The organism is Cohnella suwonensis, assembly GCF_042655365.1.
GTDB classification, from domain to species: domain Bacteria; phylum Bacillota; class Bacilli; order Paenibacillales; family Paenibacillaceae; genus Cohnella; species Cohnella suwonensis.
Window position 1 is genome coordinate 65,234 of the sequence record NZ_JBHSMH010000054.1, and the last position, 18,331, is coordinate 83,564.

The 18,331-nt window shown below is 56.3% G+C and carries 13 protein-coding genes and 2 pseudogenes; 14 read left to right on the plus strand and 1 reads right to left on the minus strand.

Annotation, left to right across the window (positions count from 1 at the left end; genetic code table 11):
• Positions 1–341: 341 nt before the first annotated feature.
• Positions 342–1,088 (minus strand): hypothetical protein, encoded by a 747-nt coding sequence (locus tag ACFPPD_RS15910; RefSeq protein ID WP_209748341.1) that lies wholly within the window; start codon positions 1,086–1,088, stop codon positions 342–344.
• 408 nt (positions 1,089–1,496) lie between these two features.
• On the opposite strand from ACFPPD_RS15910, the gene coxB reads away from it, so the two are divergent.
• The 14 genes and pseudogenes from coxB (at position 1,497) to ACFPPD_RS15980 (ending at position 18,321) form a co-directional block, all read left to right on the plus strand.
• Positions 1,497–2,531 carry a cytochrome c oxidase subunit II gene (coxB, locus tag ACFPPD_RS15915; protein WP_209748343.1) on the plus strand — a complete coding sequence of 345 codons (1,035 nt, stop codon included), beginning with the start codon at positions 1,497–1,499 and terminating at the stop codon, positions 2,529–2,531.
• Between the two features lie 61 nt (positions 2,532–2,592).
• Positions 2,593–4,398, plus strand: coding sequence for a cytochrome c oxidase subunit I (gene ctaD, locus ACFPPD_RS15920; protein WP_209748509.1), 1,806 nt, complete (start codon positions 2,593–2,595; stop codon positions 4,396–4,398).
• Entirely contained in the window at positions 4,395–5,015 is a 621-nt protein-coding gene (locus ACFPPD_RS15925; protein WP_209748345.1) for a cytochrome (ubi)quinol oxidase subunit III, read from the plus strand. Before ctaD ends, ACFPPD_RS15925 begins: the two co-directional genes overlap by 4 nt.
• Position 5,016: 1 nt before the next feature.
• Positions 5,017–5,340: a cytochrome C oxidase subunit IV family protein gene (locus tag ACFPPD_RS15930; protein ID WP_209748347.1), complete on the plus strand. Its 324-nt coding sequence runs from the start codon at positions 5,017–5,019 to the stop codon at positions 5,338–5,340.
• 88 nt (positions 5,341–5,428) lie between these two features.
• Entirely contained in the window at positions 5,429–6,346 is a 918-nt protein-coding gene (ctaG, locus tag ACFPPD_RS15935; protein WP_209748349.1) for a cytochrome c oxidase assembly factor CtaG, read from the plus strand.
• Positions 6,347–6,439: 93 nt separating this feature from the next.
• Positions 6,440–6,901, plus strand: a complete 462-nt coding sequence (locus ACFPPD_RS15940) for a DUF420 domain-containing protein (RefSeq protein ID WP_209748351.1) — start codon at positions 6,440–6,442, stop codon at positions 6,899–6,901.
• Between the two features lie 643 nt (positions 6,902–7,544).
• A pseudogene (locus tag ACFPPD_RS15945) lies at positions 7,545–11,375 on the plus strand (DUF5695 domain-containing protein); the annotation flags it as partial.
• Positions 11,376–11,555: 180 nt separating this feature from the next.
• Positions 11,556–12,779: pseudogene (locus tag ACFPPD_RS15950) on the plus strand (LamG-like jellyroll fold domain-containing protein); the annotation flags it as partial.
• A gap of 195 nt (positions 12,780–12,974) precedes the next feature.
• Positions 12,975–13,832, plus strand: a complete 858-nt coding sequence (locus ACFPPD_RS15955; RefSeq protein WP_209748353.1) for an electron transfer flavoprotein subunit beta/FixA family protein — start codon at positions 12,975–12,977, stop codon at positions 13,830–13,832.
• On the plus strand, positions 13,829–14,863 hold the full coding sequence (locus tag ACFPPD_RS15960; RefSeq protein WP_209748355.1) for an electron transfer flavoprotein subunit alpha/FixB family protein: 1,035 nt from the start codon (positions 13,829–13,831) through the stop codon (positions 14,861–14,863). Before ACFPPD_RS15955 ends, ACFPPD_RS15960 begins: the two co-directional genes overlap by 4 nt.
• Positions 14,847–16,142, plus strand: coding sequence for an FAD-dependent oxidoreductase (locus ACFPPD_RS15965; protein WP_209748357.1), 1,296 nt, complete (start codon positions 14,847–14,849; stop codon positions 16,140–16,142). Before ACFPPD_RS15960 ends, ACFPPD_RS15965 begins: the two co-directional genes overlap by 17 nt.
• The gene (locus ACFPPD_RS15970) at positions 16,142–16,459 is read left to right on the plus strand and encodes a ferredoxin family protein (protein ID WP_209748359.1); all 318 of its coding nucleotides are present in this window, start codon (positions 16,142–16,144) and stop codon (positions 16,457–16,459) included. The genes ACFPPD_RS15965 and ACFPPD_RS15970 overlap by 1 nt, the downstream gene beginning before the upstream one ends.
• 17 nt (positions 16,460–16,476) lie before the next feature.
• Entirely contained in the window at positions 16,477–16,629 is a 153-nt protein-coding gene (locus ACFPPD_RS15975) for a hypothetical protein (protein WP_209748362.1), read from the plus strand.
• A 501-nt stretch (positions 16,630–17,130) separates the two neighbouring features.
• A complete protein-coding gene (locus ACFPPD_RS15980; RefSeq protein ID WP_209748364.1) occupies positions 17,131–18,321 on the plus strand; it encodes a PQQ-dependent sugar dehydrogenase in 1,191 nt (396 codons plus the stop codon).
• Positions 18,322–18,331 lie beyond the last annotated feature (10 nt).

The following is an 18,331-nucleotide window of genomic DNA, read 5'->3' on the forward strand; positions in this document are numbered from 1 at the left end:
TCCGATAATGGGCTGCATCGAGCGGATCAAACTGCATGGGGTGCAGTTTGATTCCAAGAAAATCGCGAAAACGAGCAAATTTCGATATTTAAACTGTAGTAGGTGCAGGTTGTTGGGCGAAAAAGAGAAAACGGTAAAAACAAACTGTAGTCCATGCAGGTTGGCGCGACGGGGAGGGAGTAAGGAAGGGCGCTGGAGGAAAGTTCGGGAGCGATAGCGTGGATATAAGTATCCTCCAAACCCAAAAGGACCGTCAGGGCGAACTTCCCTGACGGTTTTCCTTATTCAGAAGGTATAAGTTTCACGCATATCCATTTCTGAATAACCTCCGCAAAGCTTCTTCAGCGTCCAAGGGACGCCGGAGGCGTTTTTGCTTGCGGATTCTTCTTCATGTAAAGCGGAATCGGAGGATTGTCGCTACCTCCGAAAGTAAATTGGACGAGCGTATTGAAGTCCGCGGTCAGCGGGGCGAGCGGCTTCTTCAGCCATGCCGCCTTGGCGAATTCGAGCGACTGGTTGACATATTCCCGGTTCGCGGAGATGTGTACTTCTTGGGCACGCGGAAAAGCGCTTCTCACCGCGTTGCCGATGACTTGCCGCAATTCGGTGGACAAGTCCATGTAATCCTTGTGGCTGAAGTACGAGTTGTAAGGCGTCGCGACTTGTCGGTTGCTCCACTTGGAGCTGCCGTTGCTCACATTGTATACGCCTTCGGTCGTTCCCGTGTTGTCCTGCTCGTGGGAACGATGGCCGCCTCTCGCTTCCGTACCGGTCGCCGTCCAATCCGTCAGGATGCCGACATACGCGTTCTTGTCGGTCAAGAAGACGATCGCGGTGTTGACGCCCGGCAGATCGGCGACTTTATTGGACAGCGAGCTGCTGTATTCGAAGTACTTATTCTCGTGCTGCTTCGAATCGCCGGTCGTCGCGCCATAGGAGCGAACACCCATCATTTTCGGATCGTTGCCGCCGCGGCTGGCGTAGTCGTAATTGCTTTTTTGGTAAAAGGACTTGTAGTTGCAGCCCGCGAACAGGCCGAGGAAGAGCGCGGCGGTTCCGATAAGTGCGAGAATGCGTCGGGCGGACATCGTACGACCTCCTTGAATTTGACGATAAGGTTAGCTTGGACAGCCGTTGAAAAAGTATGCGCGCCGCTCCGCACATAAAACTCGGTCATCTTGGCAAAAAGAAGGGGGGAGGACAATTTAGGCGAAGGTTGTCGAACGAAGGCGCGGAGCGTTCGGTTGCGATTGCCCGGGGCAAGGCGTCGGAAGAGAGGGCGAAATGTTCGAAAACCCTAGAGCGACAACGTATTTGACAGTTTTGAGAACAATTTGTGAACTGTTTCGTGAACATTGACAATTGGGCGATCGAATCTTTATATTTATTAGAGTGCTTGAAGAGCGTTTGTTGCTTGGTCCAACATCCGTGTACATATAGGCGCCTCCGGCCGATGGGCGGAAAGGCGTCTATGAAAACGTCAAATTGGGGTTGATATGATGAATCGGTGGTCTGTAATGAAACGGCTGCTACCGCTGATGGCAGGTCTCGTGCTGCTGCTGTCGGGATGCGGAAGGGAAGACCTCTCAACTCTGAATCCGCAAGGACCGGTAGCTGAGAAACAATTCGATCTAATGAAGCTGTCCATTGGCATTATGGCGCTCGTGGTCGTCATCGTGTTCGCCATCTGTATCTACGTGCTGATTCGCTTCCGTCGCCGCAAGGGCGACAAAACGATTCCGAAGCAAGTCGAAGGCAATCACACGCTCGAAATTATTTGGACAGTCATTCCGCTTGTCCTGCTCCTGATCCTGGGCGTTCCGACGATTCAGGACGTCTTCAGCTTCGCCAAAGATTACAGCAAGGACACCAACGCCGTACAAGTCAAAGTAACGGCTCACCAATACTGGTGGGAGTTCGAATATCCGACTTACGGAATCAAGACCGCTCAGGAACTGATCGTGCCTACGGGCAAGAAGATCGCCTTCGAGCTCGTCGCGGCGGACGTGAAGCACAGCTTCTGGATCCCTTCGATCGGCGGAAAGATCGACACGAACCCGGGCGTAACGAACAAAATGTATTTAGAGTTCCCTAAGGAAGGCGTGTTCCGCGGGAAGTGCGCGGAACTGTGCGGACCTTCCCATGCTTTGATGGATTTTAAAGCCAAAGCGGTTAGCCAAGCTTCCTTCGACCGTTGGGTAGCGGCGATGAAGGCTCCTGCCGTTATGCCGGCGGACAAAGACCTGGCTGACAAATTCACAGCCCAATGCTTGAGCTGCCACGCGGTCGGCGAGAACGGCGGCAACAGCGCGCCTAACTTGACCGGCATCGGAAGCCGCTTGACGGTGGGCGGCGTGCTGTACAACGACGATCCGGGCGCAAGCGTGGAGAAGAACCTTCACGATTGGGTAACCGATCCGCAGAAATACAAATCCGGAGCGATGATGCCTTCGGCGCAGGACAACGATCTGACGCCGGAGCAAGTTAGCGCCATCGCCAAATACTTGGCAGAATATAAGCTCGATTATTGATTAAGGGAGGTACGTGGCCTTGGCAGCACATGCACACACAGTCAAGCGGTATCGCGGCTTGATGGATTGGCTAACGACCGTCGACCATAAGAAGATCGGCATTCTGTATATGATTGCGGGCTTGTTCTTCTTCCTGATCGGCGGCCTGGAAGCGATCCTGATTCGGATTCAGCTTATGAAGCCGATGAATGACGTCGTTTCCGGCAATACGTTCAACGAATTGCTTACGATGCACGGGACGACGATGATCTTCCTCGCGGCGATGCCGCTCTTGTTCGCCCTGATGAACGCGGTCATACCGCTTCAGATCGGCGCGCGCGACGTCGCGTTCCCGTTCCTTAACGCTTTGGGATTCTGGACTTTCTTCTTCGGCGGCGTTCTGCTGAACCTGAGCTGGTTCGCGGGCGAGGTGCCGGACGCGGGCTGGACGTCATACGTTCCGCTGGCGGGACCGACCTTTAACTCCGGCCACGGCGTCGATTATTACGTCATCGGCTTGCAGATCGCCGGTATCGGCACGTTGCTCGGGGGCATCAATTTTATGGCGACGATCATCAACATGCGCGCGCCGGGTCTCAGCTTCATGAGACTGCCGATGTTCACGTGGTCGATCTTCATTACGTCCGCTCTGATCGTATTCGCATTCCCCGTACTTACGGTAGGCCTCGTCGCCCTGATGTTCGACCGCCTGTTCGACGCGAATTTCTTCGAAGTCGGCAACGGCGGCAGCGGCGTGCTCTGGGAACACATTTTCTGGGTGTTCGGTCACCCCGAAGTTTATATCCTGATCGTACCGGCGTTCGGCGTTATCTCCGAAGTCGTCAGCACGTTCTCCCGCAAGCGCTTGTTCGGTTACAGCTCAATGGTATTCGCGACCGTACTGATCGCTTTCCTCGGGTTCATGGTATGGGCTCACCACATGTTCACGACGGGCCTCGGTCCGGTAGCGAACGGTTTGTTCTCCATCGCAACGATGCTCATCGCGGTTCCGACCGGGGTGAAAATCTTTAACTGGCTGTTCACGCTGTGGGGCGGTTCGATCCGTTTCACGACATCCAGCTTGTTCGCGATCGGCTTTATCCCGACGTTCGTTATGGGCGGCGTTACCGGCGTTATGCTGGCATCCGCGCCGGCGGACTTCCAGTATCACGATAGCTACTTCGTCGTTGCCCACTTCCACTACGTTATCGTAGGCGGCTTGATCTTCGGTATTTTCGCAGGCTTGCACTACTGGTGGCCGAAAATGTTCGGACGGATGCTGAACGAAACAATCGGGAAAATTACGTTCTGGACGTTCTTCATCGGTTTCCATATGACGTTCTTCGTGCAACATTTCCTCGGCTTGCTGGGGATGCCGCGTCGGGTATACACGTACCTGGACGGCCAAGGCTTCAATAACATGAACTTCATCAGCACGATCGGCGCTTTCTTGATGGGCATCGGTACGATCGCGTTCCTGCTTAACATCTTCATCACGTGGTCGAAACCGCGCAACGCGGCGGCCGACGCATGGGAAGACGGACGCTCGCTCGAATGGACGATTCCATCGCCTCCGCCGGAGTACAACTTCCAACAAACGCCTCTCGTACGCGGTTACGATGCCTGGTGGAAGGAAAAGATGGAAGGAAATACGAAGATGACGCCTGCGGAACCGATCGGATCGATCCACATGCCGTCTCCGTCGATTCTGCCGCTCATTATGAGCATCGGATTGTTCATCGCGGGTTACGGATTTATGTACGACAAGCTGATCGTCGGCGGAGTCGGTTTGGCGATTACGCTCGGCTGCATGGTGATCCGCTCCCTCTTTGACGATCATGGCTTCCATATCGAACCGGAAGAGCAAGAGAAGGGGGTGCACGCATGAGCGCACACGATCACGTAAGCGGCGAGCTGCCGCACGAACCGGAGAAAGCGACGCTCGAGGCGCGCAACAAAATTCTCGGGTTCTGGATTTTCCTCGGCGCCGAAACCGTATTGTTCGGAACGCTGTTCTCCGCGTTCCTGGCGCTTCGCCACAATATCGGCGACGGGCCGACGGCTAACGAATTGTTCCAATTGCCGACCGTATTCGCGGCTACGATGATCTTGCTTACTTCGAGCTTGACGAGCGTATTCGCGGTTCAATCGTTGCACCGTCATCAGAAGAAATCGATGATCGGCTGGCTCATCGTCACGATCGTCCTAGGCTTATGCTTCCTGGGTCTCGAAATTTACGAGTTCAAGGAATACGTTCACGAAGGCCACGGATTCACGACAAGCGCGTTCAGCTCCTCGTTCTACACGCTCGTCGGTTTCCACGGAGCCCACGTCGCGTTCGGTGTTATCTGGATCGCTCTCGTCATCGGTCAAATTTTCAAAAAAGGCTTGACCGTCGTCACCGCGCCGAAAGTCTATATTTCGGCCATTTACTGGCACTTTATCGACGTCGTCTGGGTATTCATCTTCACCGTTGTTTACTTGATGGGAAAGGTGGCTGGGTAACATGTCGAGCAACCATAACCATTCCGCGTCCGAAGAAGCCCCGAAGCGCCACCGGATCGAGGGACCGCAGAAGCATATCGTCGGTTTCGTCCTGTCGCTGGCCCTTACGATCATCGCTTTCGCGGCCGTTTCCGCGGGCGAGATCAACCAAACGTTCACGTACATCATTCTGGTCGGCATGGCGGTCCTTCAAGTGTTCATTCAGATGGCTTTCTGGATGCACATGAAAGATCGCGGGCACTTGTTCCCGATTATCGGGATCTTGGCGGGCGCGTTCGTCGTCTTCACGATGGTGATCATGGCGCTTTACTGGGTTTGGTGGTAAACGAATAACGTTCAATTCAAGAGAGGCGGGCCACAATCCGTCCTCTCTTTTTTAAATGTAAACGACTGATCGAAGGGAGCTGACGGGAATGTGGGGTTTGGAGTATTTCTCCTTCCGTGACATATGGAGTCCGGCGTTCATGATCTTCATGATGGCCATTATCGTGCTGTATTCGTTCGTGGTCGGTCCTTGGAGACATCGGTTCGCCGGGAGCAAGCCCGTGTCGGTTTCCCGTCAGGCTGCTTTTTACTTGTCGATCGTGCTGATTTATTTGGCCGAAGGCGGGCCTCTTAGCCTGCTGGGTCATCTGATGTTCACGTTCCACATGACGAACATGGCGATCGCGTACATTCTCGTGCCGCCGATTCTGATTTACGGCATCCCGGACTGGTTATGGCGCGCGATGTTCAAGGCGCCGTTCTGGCGGCACCGAGCGTTCAGACTGTTCATGAATCCGATCATCAGCTTGGCGTTGTTCACGCTCTTGTTCTCGTTCTATCACATGCCGAACAACCACGACTGGATCATGACCCATTTTACGATTCACCGGTTGTACTACGTTCTGTTGTTCGCTTCGGCGGTCATGATGTGGTGGCACGTGTATTGCCCGATTCCGGAGTGGAGAAGAATGTCGCATCTGCTGACGCTTGGTTACGTGTTCATGAGCGGATTGCTGCTGACGCCCGCGTGCGCCATGATTATTTTCGCGGGAGAGCCTTTGTTCGGCGTATACAACGATCCGCAAGTATGGGCGAAAGCGATGGGCTATTGCATGGCGGGGGACCCGTCCGTGCTGCTCAGCAAGTACCAAGGTCCGGCGTTCTTTAACCTGATGAGCGGCAAGGACGACCAACAGCTCGGCGGAATCGTCATGAAGCTCGTTCAAGAATTCGTGAACGCGGCGGCTTTGTACACGGTGTTCATGCAGTGGTATCGCAGGGAACGGGCCAAAGAAGACGATAACGTCACCGATCCGGTCGCGGCTGCCAGATTGAACAATCTGTGACGGCTTGCCGGAACGTTTGAACAATGGCGGCGGGACGGGTACAATAGGGGAAAAGCATTCGAGCAGTTATGTCGATGGAACGGGTGAAGAGACATGTCGTGGTATGATATTTTTCCGTTAATCAGCACGAGCTTTATCTTAATTAGCGGAATCCTGGTCGCGATCGGTTGGTCGCTGATTATCAAGAAGAAACGCGAAGCGCACGAGAAAGTGATGGTCGCGGCGGCGATCGCGGCAACGCTGTTCTTCATTATCTACGTGTCGCGGACGATCTTCATCGGCAACACGACGTTCAACGGTCCCGAAAGCCTCAAGGACGTCTATCTCGTCTTCCTGCTCTTCCACATCGTTCTGGCGACGGTCGCCGCGGTGTTCGGCATTACGACGCTGACGCTCGCTTACCGCAAGAAGTTCGCCAAGCACCGCAAGTGGGGCAAGACGACGGCGCTCATCTGGTTCGCGACCGTCATTACCGGCGTAACGGTGTACGTGCTGCTCTACCTGTGTTATCCGGGCGGGCATACTAAACCGGTTATCGACGCGATTTTCGGCTAAAGATCGGCTGACGGCGCGATATTCGGTTCGACGTTAAGAGCGGCGGCTAGTGACGCGTTATTAGGCTCAGCATAAGAACGGCGGCAAGAGGAATCCGGGGACTTTACGTTCCCGGGTTTTTATTTTTCACGATTTGGTTTCACGATTTTATCTCCGTGCAGAAAGAGCAACTAATTTCAGCGAAGTGGCCGTTACTATGAAACTAGCCGCTTCCGTTGCTGTCGATAATGACGGAACATGCCGGCATCTCGTCTGATCTTAACGGCATGAACTCGGCGGCCTTCGGTTGCAAAGTTCTATTTGGTCGCATGTCGACAAGAATAGTCCTAATTTAACATTATTATACAATTAAAGCGATTGCAGGAAGCGGAATAGCTATGATATAACCGAATCAGCAAAACGCAATAACGATAAATACTTATCAAGTGGGCAGCTTGTCATTCGCGTTTAGATTGAACCTTTGCCCCAAAATCTAAACGTTTAGATGAATGGCTGGGCATTTGATAAGGAAGAAGGCAAGGCATTGCAACAGAGGTTGAACGATGTATCGGGCAGTGAAATGATGGACAAGGAGGATAAGAAGATGGCACTAACGGAGTATTCAAGGAATCGATCTTCTACGCTTAGCCGGTGGGGATTAGCTATGGCGCTGCCGATCGCGGCAGCCCTATTCCTCATCGTTCGCCCAACGCCTGCGTCCGCGGAAACCTTATCGAATTCGGAGTTCGAGATCCAAACGGGCTTACACGGAGAAATCAGCTCTATTAAACTCAAAGGCGATACAGTCCCGACCGAATACGTGATGAATCAGGCCAACATGCCGACGCAGAATTCGGTTGATCACCAGTGGCTGGGAGAGCTTATGTTTACGTACAAGCTCGGCGATGGCGGATGGACGAAGGCATGGACCAACAAATCCGCGGACGCGAGATCGATTGACAAGAACGAGAATTCGGTTACGGTCACTTATGAAAACGCTTCAAATCCGGAAGGCATCCGAAACTTCAAGGTTGTTGAAACCTATTCCTTATTAGACGATGCGGTGAAATGGGAGATCGGAGTTACGAATACGAGCAGTCAGCCGCTTGAAATCGGGGATTTCGGACTTCCTCTGCCCTTCAACGAATTCTGGAACGGCGGGGACGCCATCTACGAAACGAGAGTCGTAACTCACTCCTATGTCGGAAATAACAGTTCGTATATAACCGCGCAAAGGCCAAGCGGCGTTGGCCCCTACCTTCTGCTCGCTCCGGATGCATCGACGGGGGCAGGATTCGAATATCAGGACCGGTGGAAAAAGGAGGAGCATCCCGGCAGCGTCTGGTCCGACAATGAAGCCATTAACGGCGGGTGGCCGGAAGGGCTTAATGTCTTCTATATCCATTCCAACGCGATCAAGAGCACGAATAAAGGCTATCTTCCCAATACGAGCCTGAATTTGGCGCCGGGCGCAAGCAAAACGTACGCCTTCAAGTTCTTTAAGGTTGCGGACGAGAACGCAATGAAGGAGAAGCTGTACGAAGAAGGCCTTCTCGACGTGACGGTCGTGCCGGGGATGATTGTCCCGACTAACCAGAAGGCGAAATTTGATCTGCATACGACGAAAGCTATTCAATCCGTCACTGCGCAATACCCAGGCGAAACGACGATCGTCAGCTTAGGCAGCAAACCGGGCGATCATCATTTGTACGAGCTTACGATTAGCCGGCTCGGACAAAACGATATAACCGTCGAATACGGCAACGGGGAGAAGGCCGTTCTGCAATTTTACGCGATCGAACCGATCGATCAAGCTCTGCAGAGACATGCGACTTTTATGGTGGAGAAGACGCAATATCAGCTTCCCGGAGACATCCGGGATCAAGTGTTCGACGACTGGATGATGCAAAAGTCCGGAACCGATCGCAAGCGGAACAGCTTCGCCGGCTATTGGGGTTGGGGAGACGATTGGGGGCTGACGCACGGTCAATTTTTGGCAGAGAAAAACGCGTTGTCGCCCGTCGGCAGCGAAGTGACAGCCGTTGACCGATACTTGGAGACGGCCATCTGGAATCAGCTAATGATCGGGCATCACGAGGATTACCTGGTTCCCGATTTCTTGATGCCGCAGCCGAATACGACTCCGCTTTACCGCGGGTATGCGTACCCGCACATTTACAATACTTATTTCAGCATGTATAAGATTGCCAAGCTGTATCCGGAATTGGTCGACTACATTCACGAACCGAATATCTATTTGCTACGAGCCTATAACATCTTAAAAGCGCTATATGACGGACCGGTCTCATACAACTGGAATACCGGATTGATGGGCGAGCTGACGACTCCCGATATCATCCAGGCATTAAAAGACGAAGGATATATCACGGAGGCGAACGACGTCATCGCGAAGATGTCGAAGAAATACGATAACTTCAAAAACACGAAGTATCCGTACGGCTCCGAATACAGCTACGATAATACGGGTGAAGAGGCCGTCTACACGCTCGCGAAAATGAATGGTAACGCGACGATGATGGGCAAAATCAACGCCAAAACGAGAGCGTCGCGCGGCCACATGCCCGTATGGTATTATTACGCGGATCCCGTGACGATTACCGGGGAGAACTGGTGGAACTTCCAGTACACGACCTCGCTGGCGGGTTATGCGATGGACGATTGGATCCGCAACCGCTCGGCCAACGCGGAGGTGGAACAACGTCTGTCCTACGCGGCCAAGATCGCCAATATCGGCTCGATCAACTCCGGGCAGATCAGCTCGGACCCGAATAATATCGGAGCCGCATCGTGGACGTATCAGGCGGAGAAAGGGAACTTCGGCGCGCTTGGACTGGACGGAGGACCGCTCTTCAACGGCTGGAGGGGGATGACGGGGGAAGCCGATCTAGGGTTGTTCGGCGCGATCAAAATTCTTAGCGCCGATATCGCCGTAGACCCTCTCTTCGGGTTGGTCGGATATGGCGCAGAAGTAACCTTGAACGGTTCCAATTACGAGATCACGCCGCTCGACGGCGTATTCAAGCGACTCAATCTCATTACGGAGAAACTGGGTTTGGAGCTTTCAAGAGATCAATATATGTCTGCCGTCATCTCGAAAAATAAAAACTACGTGCATCTTGAAATGAAGAGCTTGACGCCGGGTAAAGCTCATCAGATGAAAATCAAGTTCACCGGTCTTAAGAAAGCGACGTATAACGTAACCGTTAACGGAGTGAGCAAAGGAAAGTTTAATGCCTATCGCCCGACGGCGGAATTGACGGTAGATGCCGGCACGGCGGAAGCCTACACCGTCGAGCTTACGGAAGGCACTCCGGATCCGAACCAAGCTCCGGTCGTCGATGCGGGAGCAGATACGAACGTTACGCTGCCGGACGGCTTCGTCTTGTACGGTTCGGCTAGCGACGACGATCTGCCGGCCGGGACGCTGTCGACGGTCTGGAGCGTGGTAAGCAAGCCGGAAGGAGCGACTGCGGCAATCGATTCTCCCGATTCGCTGAGCACGACGGTCAGCCTATCGGCGCCGGGAACGTACGTCTTTAAGCTGACGGCGAACGATTCCGAATTGACGGCAGAAGATACGGTAACGGTGACGGTCGCTCCTGCGCCGCCTTTGCCGGAACTGCTTGTCCGATATGCATTCGATGAAGATGCTGGCGCGACCGCGGCGGATTCTTCCGGAAGCGGCAACGACGGGACGGTATACGGAACGGCAGCCTGGACGGCGGGCAAGAAGGGTAATGCCGTTAGCCTGAACGGCAACAACGCCTATATCAAGCTTCCTTCCGGAATCGCCAACCGCGCGGATGAAGTGACGATCGCCGCGTGGGTCAAGGCGAACAGCCTGAACGATTACGTGCGGATTTTCGATTTCGGCAGCGGCACGAGCACGTATATGTTCCTGACGCCGAAAGCCGGAAACTCGATGCGGTTCGCCATTTCCACGAACGGCAACGCGCCGGGAGCAGAGCAAATGATCAACGGGCCAGCGCTTCCGGTCGGGGTGTGGAAGCATGTCGCCGTCACGATTTCCGGATCTACCGGCATTCTATACGTAGACGGAATTGAAGTCGGCAGGAATGACGAAATGACCTTAAAACCGTCGAGCTTGGGCAAGACGATGAACAACTACATCGGAAAATCCCAGTTCACCGATCCTTATTTAAATGGGCTAGTCGACGATTTCCGGATCTATAGCAGAGCTTTATCCGCGGCGGAAATCGGCGCGCTCGTCGCGCCGCCGGCGGATGACATTCAATCCGTCGAAGAACCGCAGGTGACGACTCCGGCCGGGAAGGCTCCGAAGCTGCCGGCAACGGTCCGAGCTGAATTGAAAGACGGGACGACGATCGAAGTAGCGGTGGCGTGGGATGCCGTAGATCCGGCCTTGTATTCGACGCCGGGGAACGCGTTCGTCGCGAACGGGATCGTCGTCGGTACGAGCTTGACGACGAAAGCCCATGTGACGGTGACGGAAATCCAAATCGACCCGTTCCCGTCGCTGGTTGTCCGGTACAACTTCGACGAGTCGAGCGGCAGCGTTGCGGCGGATTCGTCGGGCAACGGCCGGGACGGTACGTTAACCGGAACGCTGGCATGGAATGCGGCCGGCGGGCATCAGGCAGGGGCTCTTGGCTTCGCCGGTTCAGGAGGCAATTACGTGAACGCGGGCACCGACGGCGCGCTGCAGCCTAAGAACATCACGGTTTCGTATTGGATCAAGCGTACGGGCGACATGAACGCAAGCGAAAACATGCTGCTGTGGTTCAAGCCGGAAAGAGACTGGGCAGGCAATGGACTGTTCATCACGTACAACGGAATTTCAAGCATCGTGCTGGTGGACGGAACCGGATCATTTTTCGTGGAACAGTCCCCGAACGATTTCCTTCCTTTGAACGAATGGACGAACGTCGTCGTAACATTCAATTCGGACACGAACGAAGCCGCGATTTACAAGAACGGCGTCGCTCAGGAAATCGGCACGGACGGAACGGTTGATTCTATTACCGCGACGGACAGCGTCAAGAGAATCGGGGTATCGGGCTACTCGGACGGCGCGCAGCTCAATGCGCAGCTGGACGACTTCCGGATCTACGACGGGACGATGACGGCGAAGCAAGTGCTCGCGATCTATAGCGGCAAGGACGTGAAGTCCGTTCAGGCTGTTGCGGCAACGACGAAAGCGGGCGTCGCCCCGGCGCTTCCGCAGATCGTAACGGTTGTTTATGAGGATGGCTCGCAAGGCACGGCGGCCGTAAAATGGGACGCGATTGACCCGGCGCAGTATGCGAATCCGGGAGTTGCGTTCGAGGCTGGCGGATCGGTGGACGGCACGAAACTTCGGGCAACGGCTATCGTCACCGTGACGGTGAACGATACGACGCCTCCGAGCATCGTATTTGCCGGCCAAAGCGTGTATACGATCGACCAGGAAATTCTTATTACCTGCACCGCAACGGACGATCAGTCGGGCGTCGCTTCGTCGTCGTGCGATGGGCCGCTGACGGCAGCGCACGCATACGAGCTGGAACCGGGCAATCATGTCGTAAGCGCGGAAGCTGTAGACCATGCGGGCAATCACGGCTCGGCGCAATTTACGTTCACGGTTCAAGTAACGTTCGATAGCTTGGCCGCGCTTACCGACGCATTCATTGCGGAGAAGGGAGCGCCTGGCTCCGGCGGCATCGCCAATGCGTTGAAGCAGAAGCTGGCGAATGCCAAAGCCGCATGGGAGAAAGGAACGGCCAAGGAAGCGAACGACCAACTTACGGCTTACTTGAATCAGGTGTCCGCGCAAAAAGGCAAAGCGTTGTCGGAAGCGCAAGCGTCCATACTGGATCGGTGGGCGAAGTTGTTGGCGGCTGCGATACCGCAGATGTGAGCCCGAAACATTAACCGCGCATGACTCCCGGTCCGTCCTGATCAGACGGGCCGGGGGTTTCTGTTCGTTCCTACTATTTTCCGCCTTCCGGATCGATCCTCGGGACAAACTCTGTCATCTTCTCGGAACGCGCCTAATATAGATAAGTGGAAATGTAGAGCCAAATATCCGGAAAATTCGGAAAGGGTGAAGCGCATGCTGCATATCGTCGCCTGCATCAAGCAGGTGCCCGACACGAAGATCATCAAGATGAACCCGAAGACGAACACGATGGACCGCTCCAGCGCACCCGCGATCTTGAATCCGTACGATTCTCACGCGGTCGAGGAAGCGGTCCGTTTGCGCGCGCGGTACGGCGGCGTCGTATCCGTGCTGACGATGGGGCCGCCGCCCGCGGTCAAAGCGATTCGCAAATGCATCGAGATCGGGGCAGACGAAGGCTACATGATCACGGACAGGGCGTTCGCGGGCGCGGACACGCTCGCGACGAGCTACGCGCTGACGATGGCGCTGCGCAAGATCGCCGACATCCGGCCGATCGACTTGATCGTGTGCGGCAAAATGACGATCGACGGCGATACCGGCCAAGTTGGTCCCGGAATCGCGAGAAGATTAGACATGCCCCCGCTGACGTCCGTGAACAAAGTCGTCGAGATCAACCGCGAACAAGGGTATGCGATCGTGCACCGTAAGCTGGAGGACGGCTACGAAGTCATCCGATCCCAGCTTCCTTGCTTGTTCTCGGTGGAGAAGGAAATCAACGAAGTGCCGTATTCCTCGATGCCCAACATGCTGAGAGCGGCGAGATACGAGCCCCATATCTGGTCGGTAGCGGACTTGGGAGAGATCGATAAGACGCAGCTCGGGCTAAAAGGGTCTCCGACGATCGTCAGCTCGGTATGGGCGCCGCAGAAGCCGCAAGGAGGCCAGTTGTTCGAGGGAGAGCCGGAAGACCAAATTCGCCAGCTGCTCGACGTCGTGCTGACGCGCAAAGAATTGTTCGCGGTCGGCGCGTCGGCATCGGGCGCGGGAGCCGGAGGTGGGGAACAATGAACTTCGACGATTATCGCGGCGTATGGGTGTTCATCGAGGAGAAGGACGGGGCGGTCGCGCCCGTCTCGCTCGAGCTTCTCGGAGCGGGCCGCCAGCTCGCCGACAAACGCAAGACGGAGCTCGCGGGCATCCTCATCGGAGAGAACGTGAAGCTGCTCGCCCGGACGGCTTTCGAATACGGGGCGGACAAGGTATATGCGTACGACGACCCGATCTACCGTTACTATCGGACCGAGACTTATATGCGGGCGATGCTGGCCTGCGTCGAGAAGCACAAGCCGGAAATTCTGCTCTACGGCGCGACGTCGACGGGCAAAGACTTGGCGAGCGCGGTGGCGACGGACTTGCCGACGGGCTTGACGGCGGATACGACTCAGCTCGACGTCGAGGAAGACACGGGGCTGCTGCTCGCGAGCCGTCCGGCGTTCGGAGGCAACATCATGGCGACGATTCTGTGCAAGAAGTATCGTCCGCAGATGGCGACCGTCCGGCCGAAAGTCATGAAGGCGCTCCCGCGGGAGACGGGCCGCCAAGGCGAGCTGATCGACGAAAGCATCCCGATCGCGGAAGCGGATATCCGCACGAAGGTGCTGGAGATCGTCCGCTCCACGACGCACCGGATGCGGATCGACGAGGCGGACGTCATCGTGGCCGGAGGCAAGGGACTGGGCGGCCCGGCGGGTTTCCAGCTCGTGCAGCGGTTGGCGGAGACGCTCGGCGCCGCGGTAGGGGCGAGCCGGGACGTCGTCGAGGCGGGCTGGATCGGGCACCATCATCAGGTCGGGCAGACGGGCGCGACGGTGACGCCGAAGATCTATTTTGCCATCGGCATCTCGGGCGCCATTCAGCACATCGTCGGCATGCAGAATTCCGGGCTCATTATCGCGATCAACAAGGATCCGGCCGCGCCGATCTTCCAGTCCTCGCATTACGGCATCGTCGGGGACGCGCTGACGATCGTCCCGATGCTGACCGAAGCATTCCAAATCGCGCTGGGGAGAAAGGAAGAGGCCAATGCCGGAAAAGTTTGACGCGATCGTCGTCGGCGCGGGGCCGGCGGGAATCGCCTGCGCCTACGAGCTCGGGAAAGCGGGAGCGAACGTGCTGCTCATCGAGAGGGGAGAATATCCCGGCTCGAAGAACGTCATGGGAGGCGTTCTGTATCGCAAGATGATGGAGGAAATCGTGCCGGATTTCCACAAGGAGGCGCCGATCGAGCGTCCGATCGTGGAGCAACGGTTCATGATGATGGATAAAGGCTCCGCGGTCACGTTCTCCTACAAGGGAATGGAGTGGGCGCAGGAGCCCTTCAACAACTTCACGGTGCTTCGCGCGAAGTTCGACCAATGGTTCGCGGCCAAAGCGGTCGAGCAAGGCGCGCTCCTCGTGAACGAGACCGTCGTGCTATCCTGCATCGTCGAGAACGGCCGCGTCGTCGGCGTGCGGACGGACCGGCCGGACGGGGAGCTCAGAGCAGACGTCGTCGTGCTGGCGGACGGGGTCAATTCGCTGCTCGCCAAGTCTCTCGGCTTCCACAAGGAGTTCCGACCGGACGAGGTGGCGCTAGCGACGATGGAAATCCTGAAGCTCGACAAGAAGATCATCGAGGACCGCTTCAACCTGGAGGAAGGCCAAGGCTGCACGATCGAGCTGTTCGGCGACGCGACGAAGGGCATTCTCGGCACCGGGTTCCTGTATACGAACAAGGATACGCTAAGCATAGGCGTCGGCACGTTACTATCCGGACTCATTAAGCATAAGATAAAGCCATATGAATTAATGGAATACGTGAAAACGCACCCAATGATCCGGCCGTACATCCAAGGCGCGGAGGCGCAAGAGTATCTCGCGCATCTCATTCCCGAAGGCGGCTACCGCTCTATGCCGAAAGTCGTCGGGGCCGGCGTGCTCGTCGTCGGGGACGCGGCGCAGCTCGTGAACGCGATTCACCGGGAAGGGTCCAACATGGCGATGACGTCCGGCCGGCTGGCGGCGGAGACGATCGTCGCCGCGAAGGAGCGGGGCGATTTCTCCGAGGCGGGGCTGAACGGCTACAGGCAGAAGCTGATGGGCAGCTTCGTCGGGCAGGATCTGAAGAAGTACAAGGACGCGACGCACCACTTCGACAAGTTCCCGCAGTACTTCGACCAGTACATCCCGATGATGAACAAGGCGGCAAGCCAGATGCTGACCGTCGACGGGGCTTCCAAGCGCGAGAAGCAGAAGAAGATTTGGCGGGACATCGGTCCGGTCAAGGCGAAGTTCAAAATCGCCCGGGATCTGATCCGGGCCTGGAAGGTGATCAAGTGATGGGCGAGCCGCAGCCGCAATCGCAGAACGCCGCCAAAGGAACGACGATCGAGGAGAAGCAATACTTGATCCGCTTCAACGCCGACACGCAATCCCATCTTCGCGTCATGGACGCCGAGGTGTGCCTGACGAGCTGCCCGGACAAAATCTGCACTATTTTCTGCCCGGCCGAAGTGTACAAATGGGAAAACATCCGCATGCACGTCGGCTACGAAGGCTGCCATGAATGCGGAAGCTGCCGGATCGGTTGCCCTCACCAGAATATCGAATGGGTATACCCGAAGGGCGGGCACGGCATCGTATTTCGACTCGGCTAACGAGGGAGAGAGCGCGAATGAAGGTCGGCGATCATGTCGTCTACGCGCACGACGGCACGAAAGGGACGATCGTGGAAGTCGAGGGCAACCTGTGCCACGTCATCTGGGAGGATCATTTCAGCAGCTGGGAGCACGAAGAGAGGCTTATTGTCCAAGAAGCTTACCCGTGAAAGTTGCGGGTAGGCTTTTTTATTGCGTTGGCGGAATGGTTCGGCGACGAAGCGATCGGCGGGTCGAGGTTTGTCTAAATGGAAAAGTCCATTAAATATGCCCTTTTCAGCCTTTCGGCCTTAAGATAATGGATTTCTCCATCAATTTTGGCCATTTTGTCTGGAATCAGAAGAAACGGCCTGAAATTAATGGATTATTCCATTAAGGGAGAGGCCTAGGCGCTGGAAGCGGCGAAATTACTGTACTTTTCCAGTTAGTTCCGGCGCGGAGGGGCTTGGGCGAAGTGTCGTTGGTACGCAGGACCTTGTCAAGCTTGTTGCCTATCATGTCGCCTCGCATGTCACCCCGCATGTCGCCCCGCATGTCGCCCCGCATGTCGCCTCGCATGTCGCCCCGCATGTCTACTCGCAATTCACTCCTGCTGTCGCCCGGCTCTTCGCTTTCGACTTGCGCGGGTCCGGCCTCTGTGGGAGAATTCTGGTAAAAGGGGGATGAGCCGGATGGGCGCCAACGGACGGAGAAGAGCGGGGCTTGTATTGAGCATGGCGGCGATAGGTTTAAGTTTGATCTCCTGCCGGGGGGAGAACGAGACGCCGGCACCGGAACAATCGCCCGCCCGAGCGGAGAAAACCGCGACCGTGACGCTGGCCAACGTCTTCGAAGGCGAGAGCTTCGAGAGGCCGGTGGGCTTGGAGACGAGAAAAGGCTACGAAGACGTCGTCTACGTCGTCGAGCAGCCCGGGCGAGTGCTGGCCAAGAACTTGAAGCGACCGACGGAGCCCGCGACGGTGGCGCTCGACATCCGCGACCGCGTCAACGACGAGGGCAACGAGCAGGGCCTGCTCGGGCTCGCGTTCCATCCGGACCGTCCGAACGAAGCTTACGCGAACTACACGACGAAGACGCATACGGTCATTGCCCGGTACGTTGCCGATCCCGCGAATCCGGAGCGTCTCGAGCCCGCGGGCGAGCGCGTGATCCTGACGTTCGAGCAGCCTTACGAGAACCATAACGGCGGACAACTCGCCTTCGGTCCCGACGGTTACTTGTATATCGCGACCGGGGACGGAGGGAGCGCCGGGGATCCGCGGAACAACGGGCAGAATCTTGACAGCTTGCTCGGCAAAATACTCCGAATCGACGTGGACGCCGCGACCGGAGGCCTCCCGTACGCCATACCGCCGGACAACCCGTTCGTTGGGAATGGAGCGCCGGAAATCTACGCTTACGGGCTGCGCAATCCGTGGCGATTCAGCTTCGACGGGGAGACCGGCAGGCTGTGGGCGGCGGACGTCGGGCAAGAGCGGTTCGAAGAGATCAACGTCATCGAGAAGGGCGGCAATTACGGCTGGCGAGTCCGGGAAGGGTACGAGTGCTATAAACCGGCTTCCGGATGCGCAAGGGAAGGGCTGATCGATCCGGTCTACGACTACGACCACGAAATGGGCATTTCCGTCACGGGCGGCTATGCGTACCGAGGGGACGAGCTGCCGAGCGAGCTCGTCGGATCTTACTTTTACGCGGATTACGGCACGGGAACGATGTGGGCGCTGTCGATCGGCGAAGACGGCCGGGTGTCGAACCGCACGCTGATGGAAACGGGCGAGAATGTCACCTCCTTCGGCCAAGACGCGGACGGGGAACTGTACGTGTGCACGCAGGACGGCAGAATATTGAAGCTCGCCTCATAACGGATCGAGA

Coding starts and splice junctions, on each gene's coding strand:
- ACFPPD_RS15910 (WP_209748341.1), bottom strand. CDS start 1,088: ATGTCCGCCCGACGCATTCTCGCACTTATCGGAACCGCCGCGCTCTTC.
- coxB (WP_209748343.1), top strand. CDS start 1,497: ATGATGAATCGGTGGTCTGTAATGAAACGGCTGCTACCGCTGATGGCA.
- ctaD (WP_209748509.1), top strand. CDS start 2,593: ATGGATTGGCTAACGACCGTCGACCATAAGAAGATCGGCATTCTGTAT.
- ACFPPD_RS15925 (WP_209748345.1), top strand. CDS start 4,395: ATGAGCGCACACGATCACGTAAGCGGCGAGCTGCCGCACGAACCGGAG.
- ACFPPD_RS15930 (WP_209748347.1), top strand. CDS start 5,017: ATGTCGAGCAACCATAACCATTCCGCGTCCGAAGAAGCCCCGAAGCGC.
- ctaG (WP_209748349.1), top strand. CDS start 5,429: ATGTGGGGTTTGGAGTATTTCTCCTTCCGTGACATATGGAGTCCGGCG.
- ACFPPD_RS15940 (WP_209748351.1), top strand. CDS start 6,440: ATGTCGTGGTATGATATTTTTCCGTTAATCAGCACGAGCTTTATCTTA.
- ACFPPD_RS15955 (WP_209748353.1), top strand. CDS start 12,975: ATGCTGCATATCGTCGCCTGCATCAAGCAGGTGCCCGACACGAAGATC.
- ACFPPD_RS15960 (WP_209748355.1), top strand. CDS start 13,829: ATGAACTTCGACGATTATCGCGGCGTATGGGTGTTCATCGAGGAGAAG.
- ACFPPD_RS15965 (WP_209748357.1), top strand. CDS start 14,847: ATGCCGGAAAAGTTTGACGCGATCGTCGTCGGCGCGGGGCCGGCGGGA.
- ACFPPD_RS15970 (WP_209748359.1), top strand. CDS start 16,142: ATGGGCGAGCCGCAGCCGCAATCGCAGAACGCCGCCAAAGGAACGACG.
- ACFPPD_RS15975 (WP_209748362.1), top strand. CDS start 16,477: ATGAAGGTCGGCGATCATGTCGTCTACGCGCACGACGGCACGAAAGGG.
- ACFPPD_RS15980 (WP_209748364.1), top strand. CDS start 17,131: ATGGGCGCCAACGGACGGAGAAGAGCGGGGCTTGTATTGAGCATGGCG.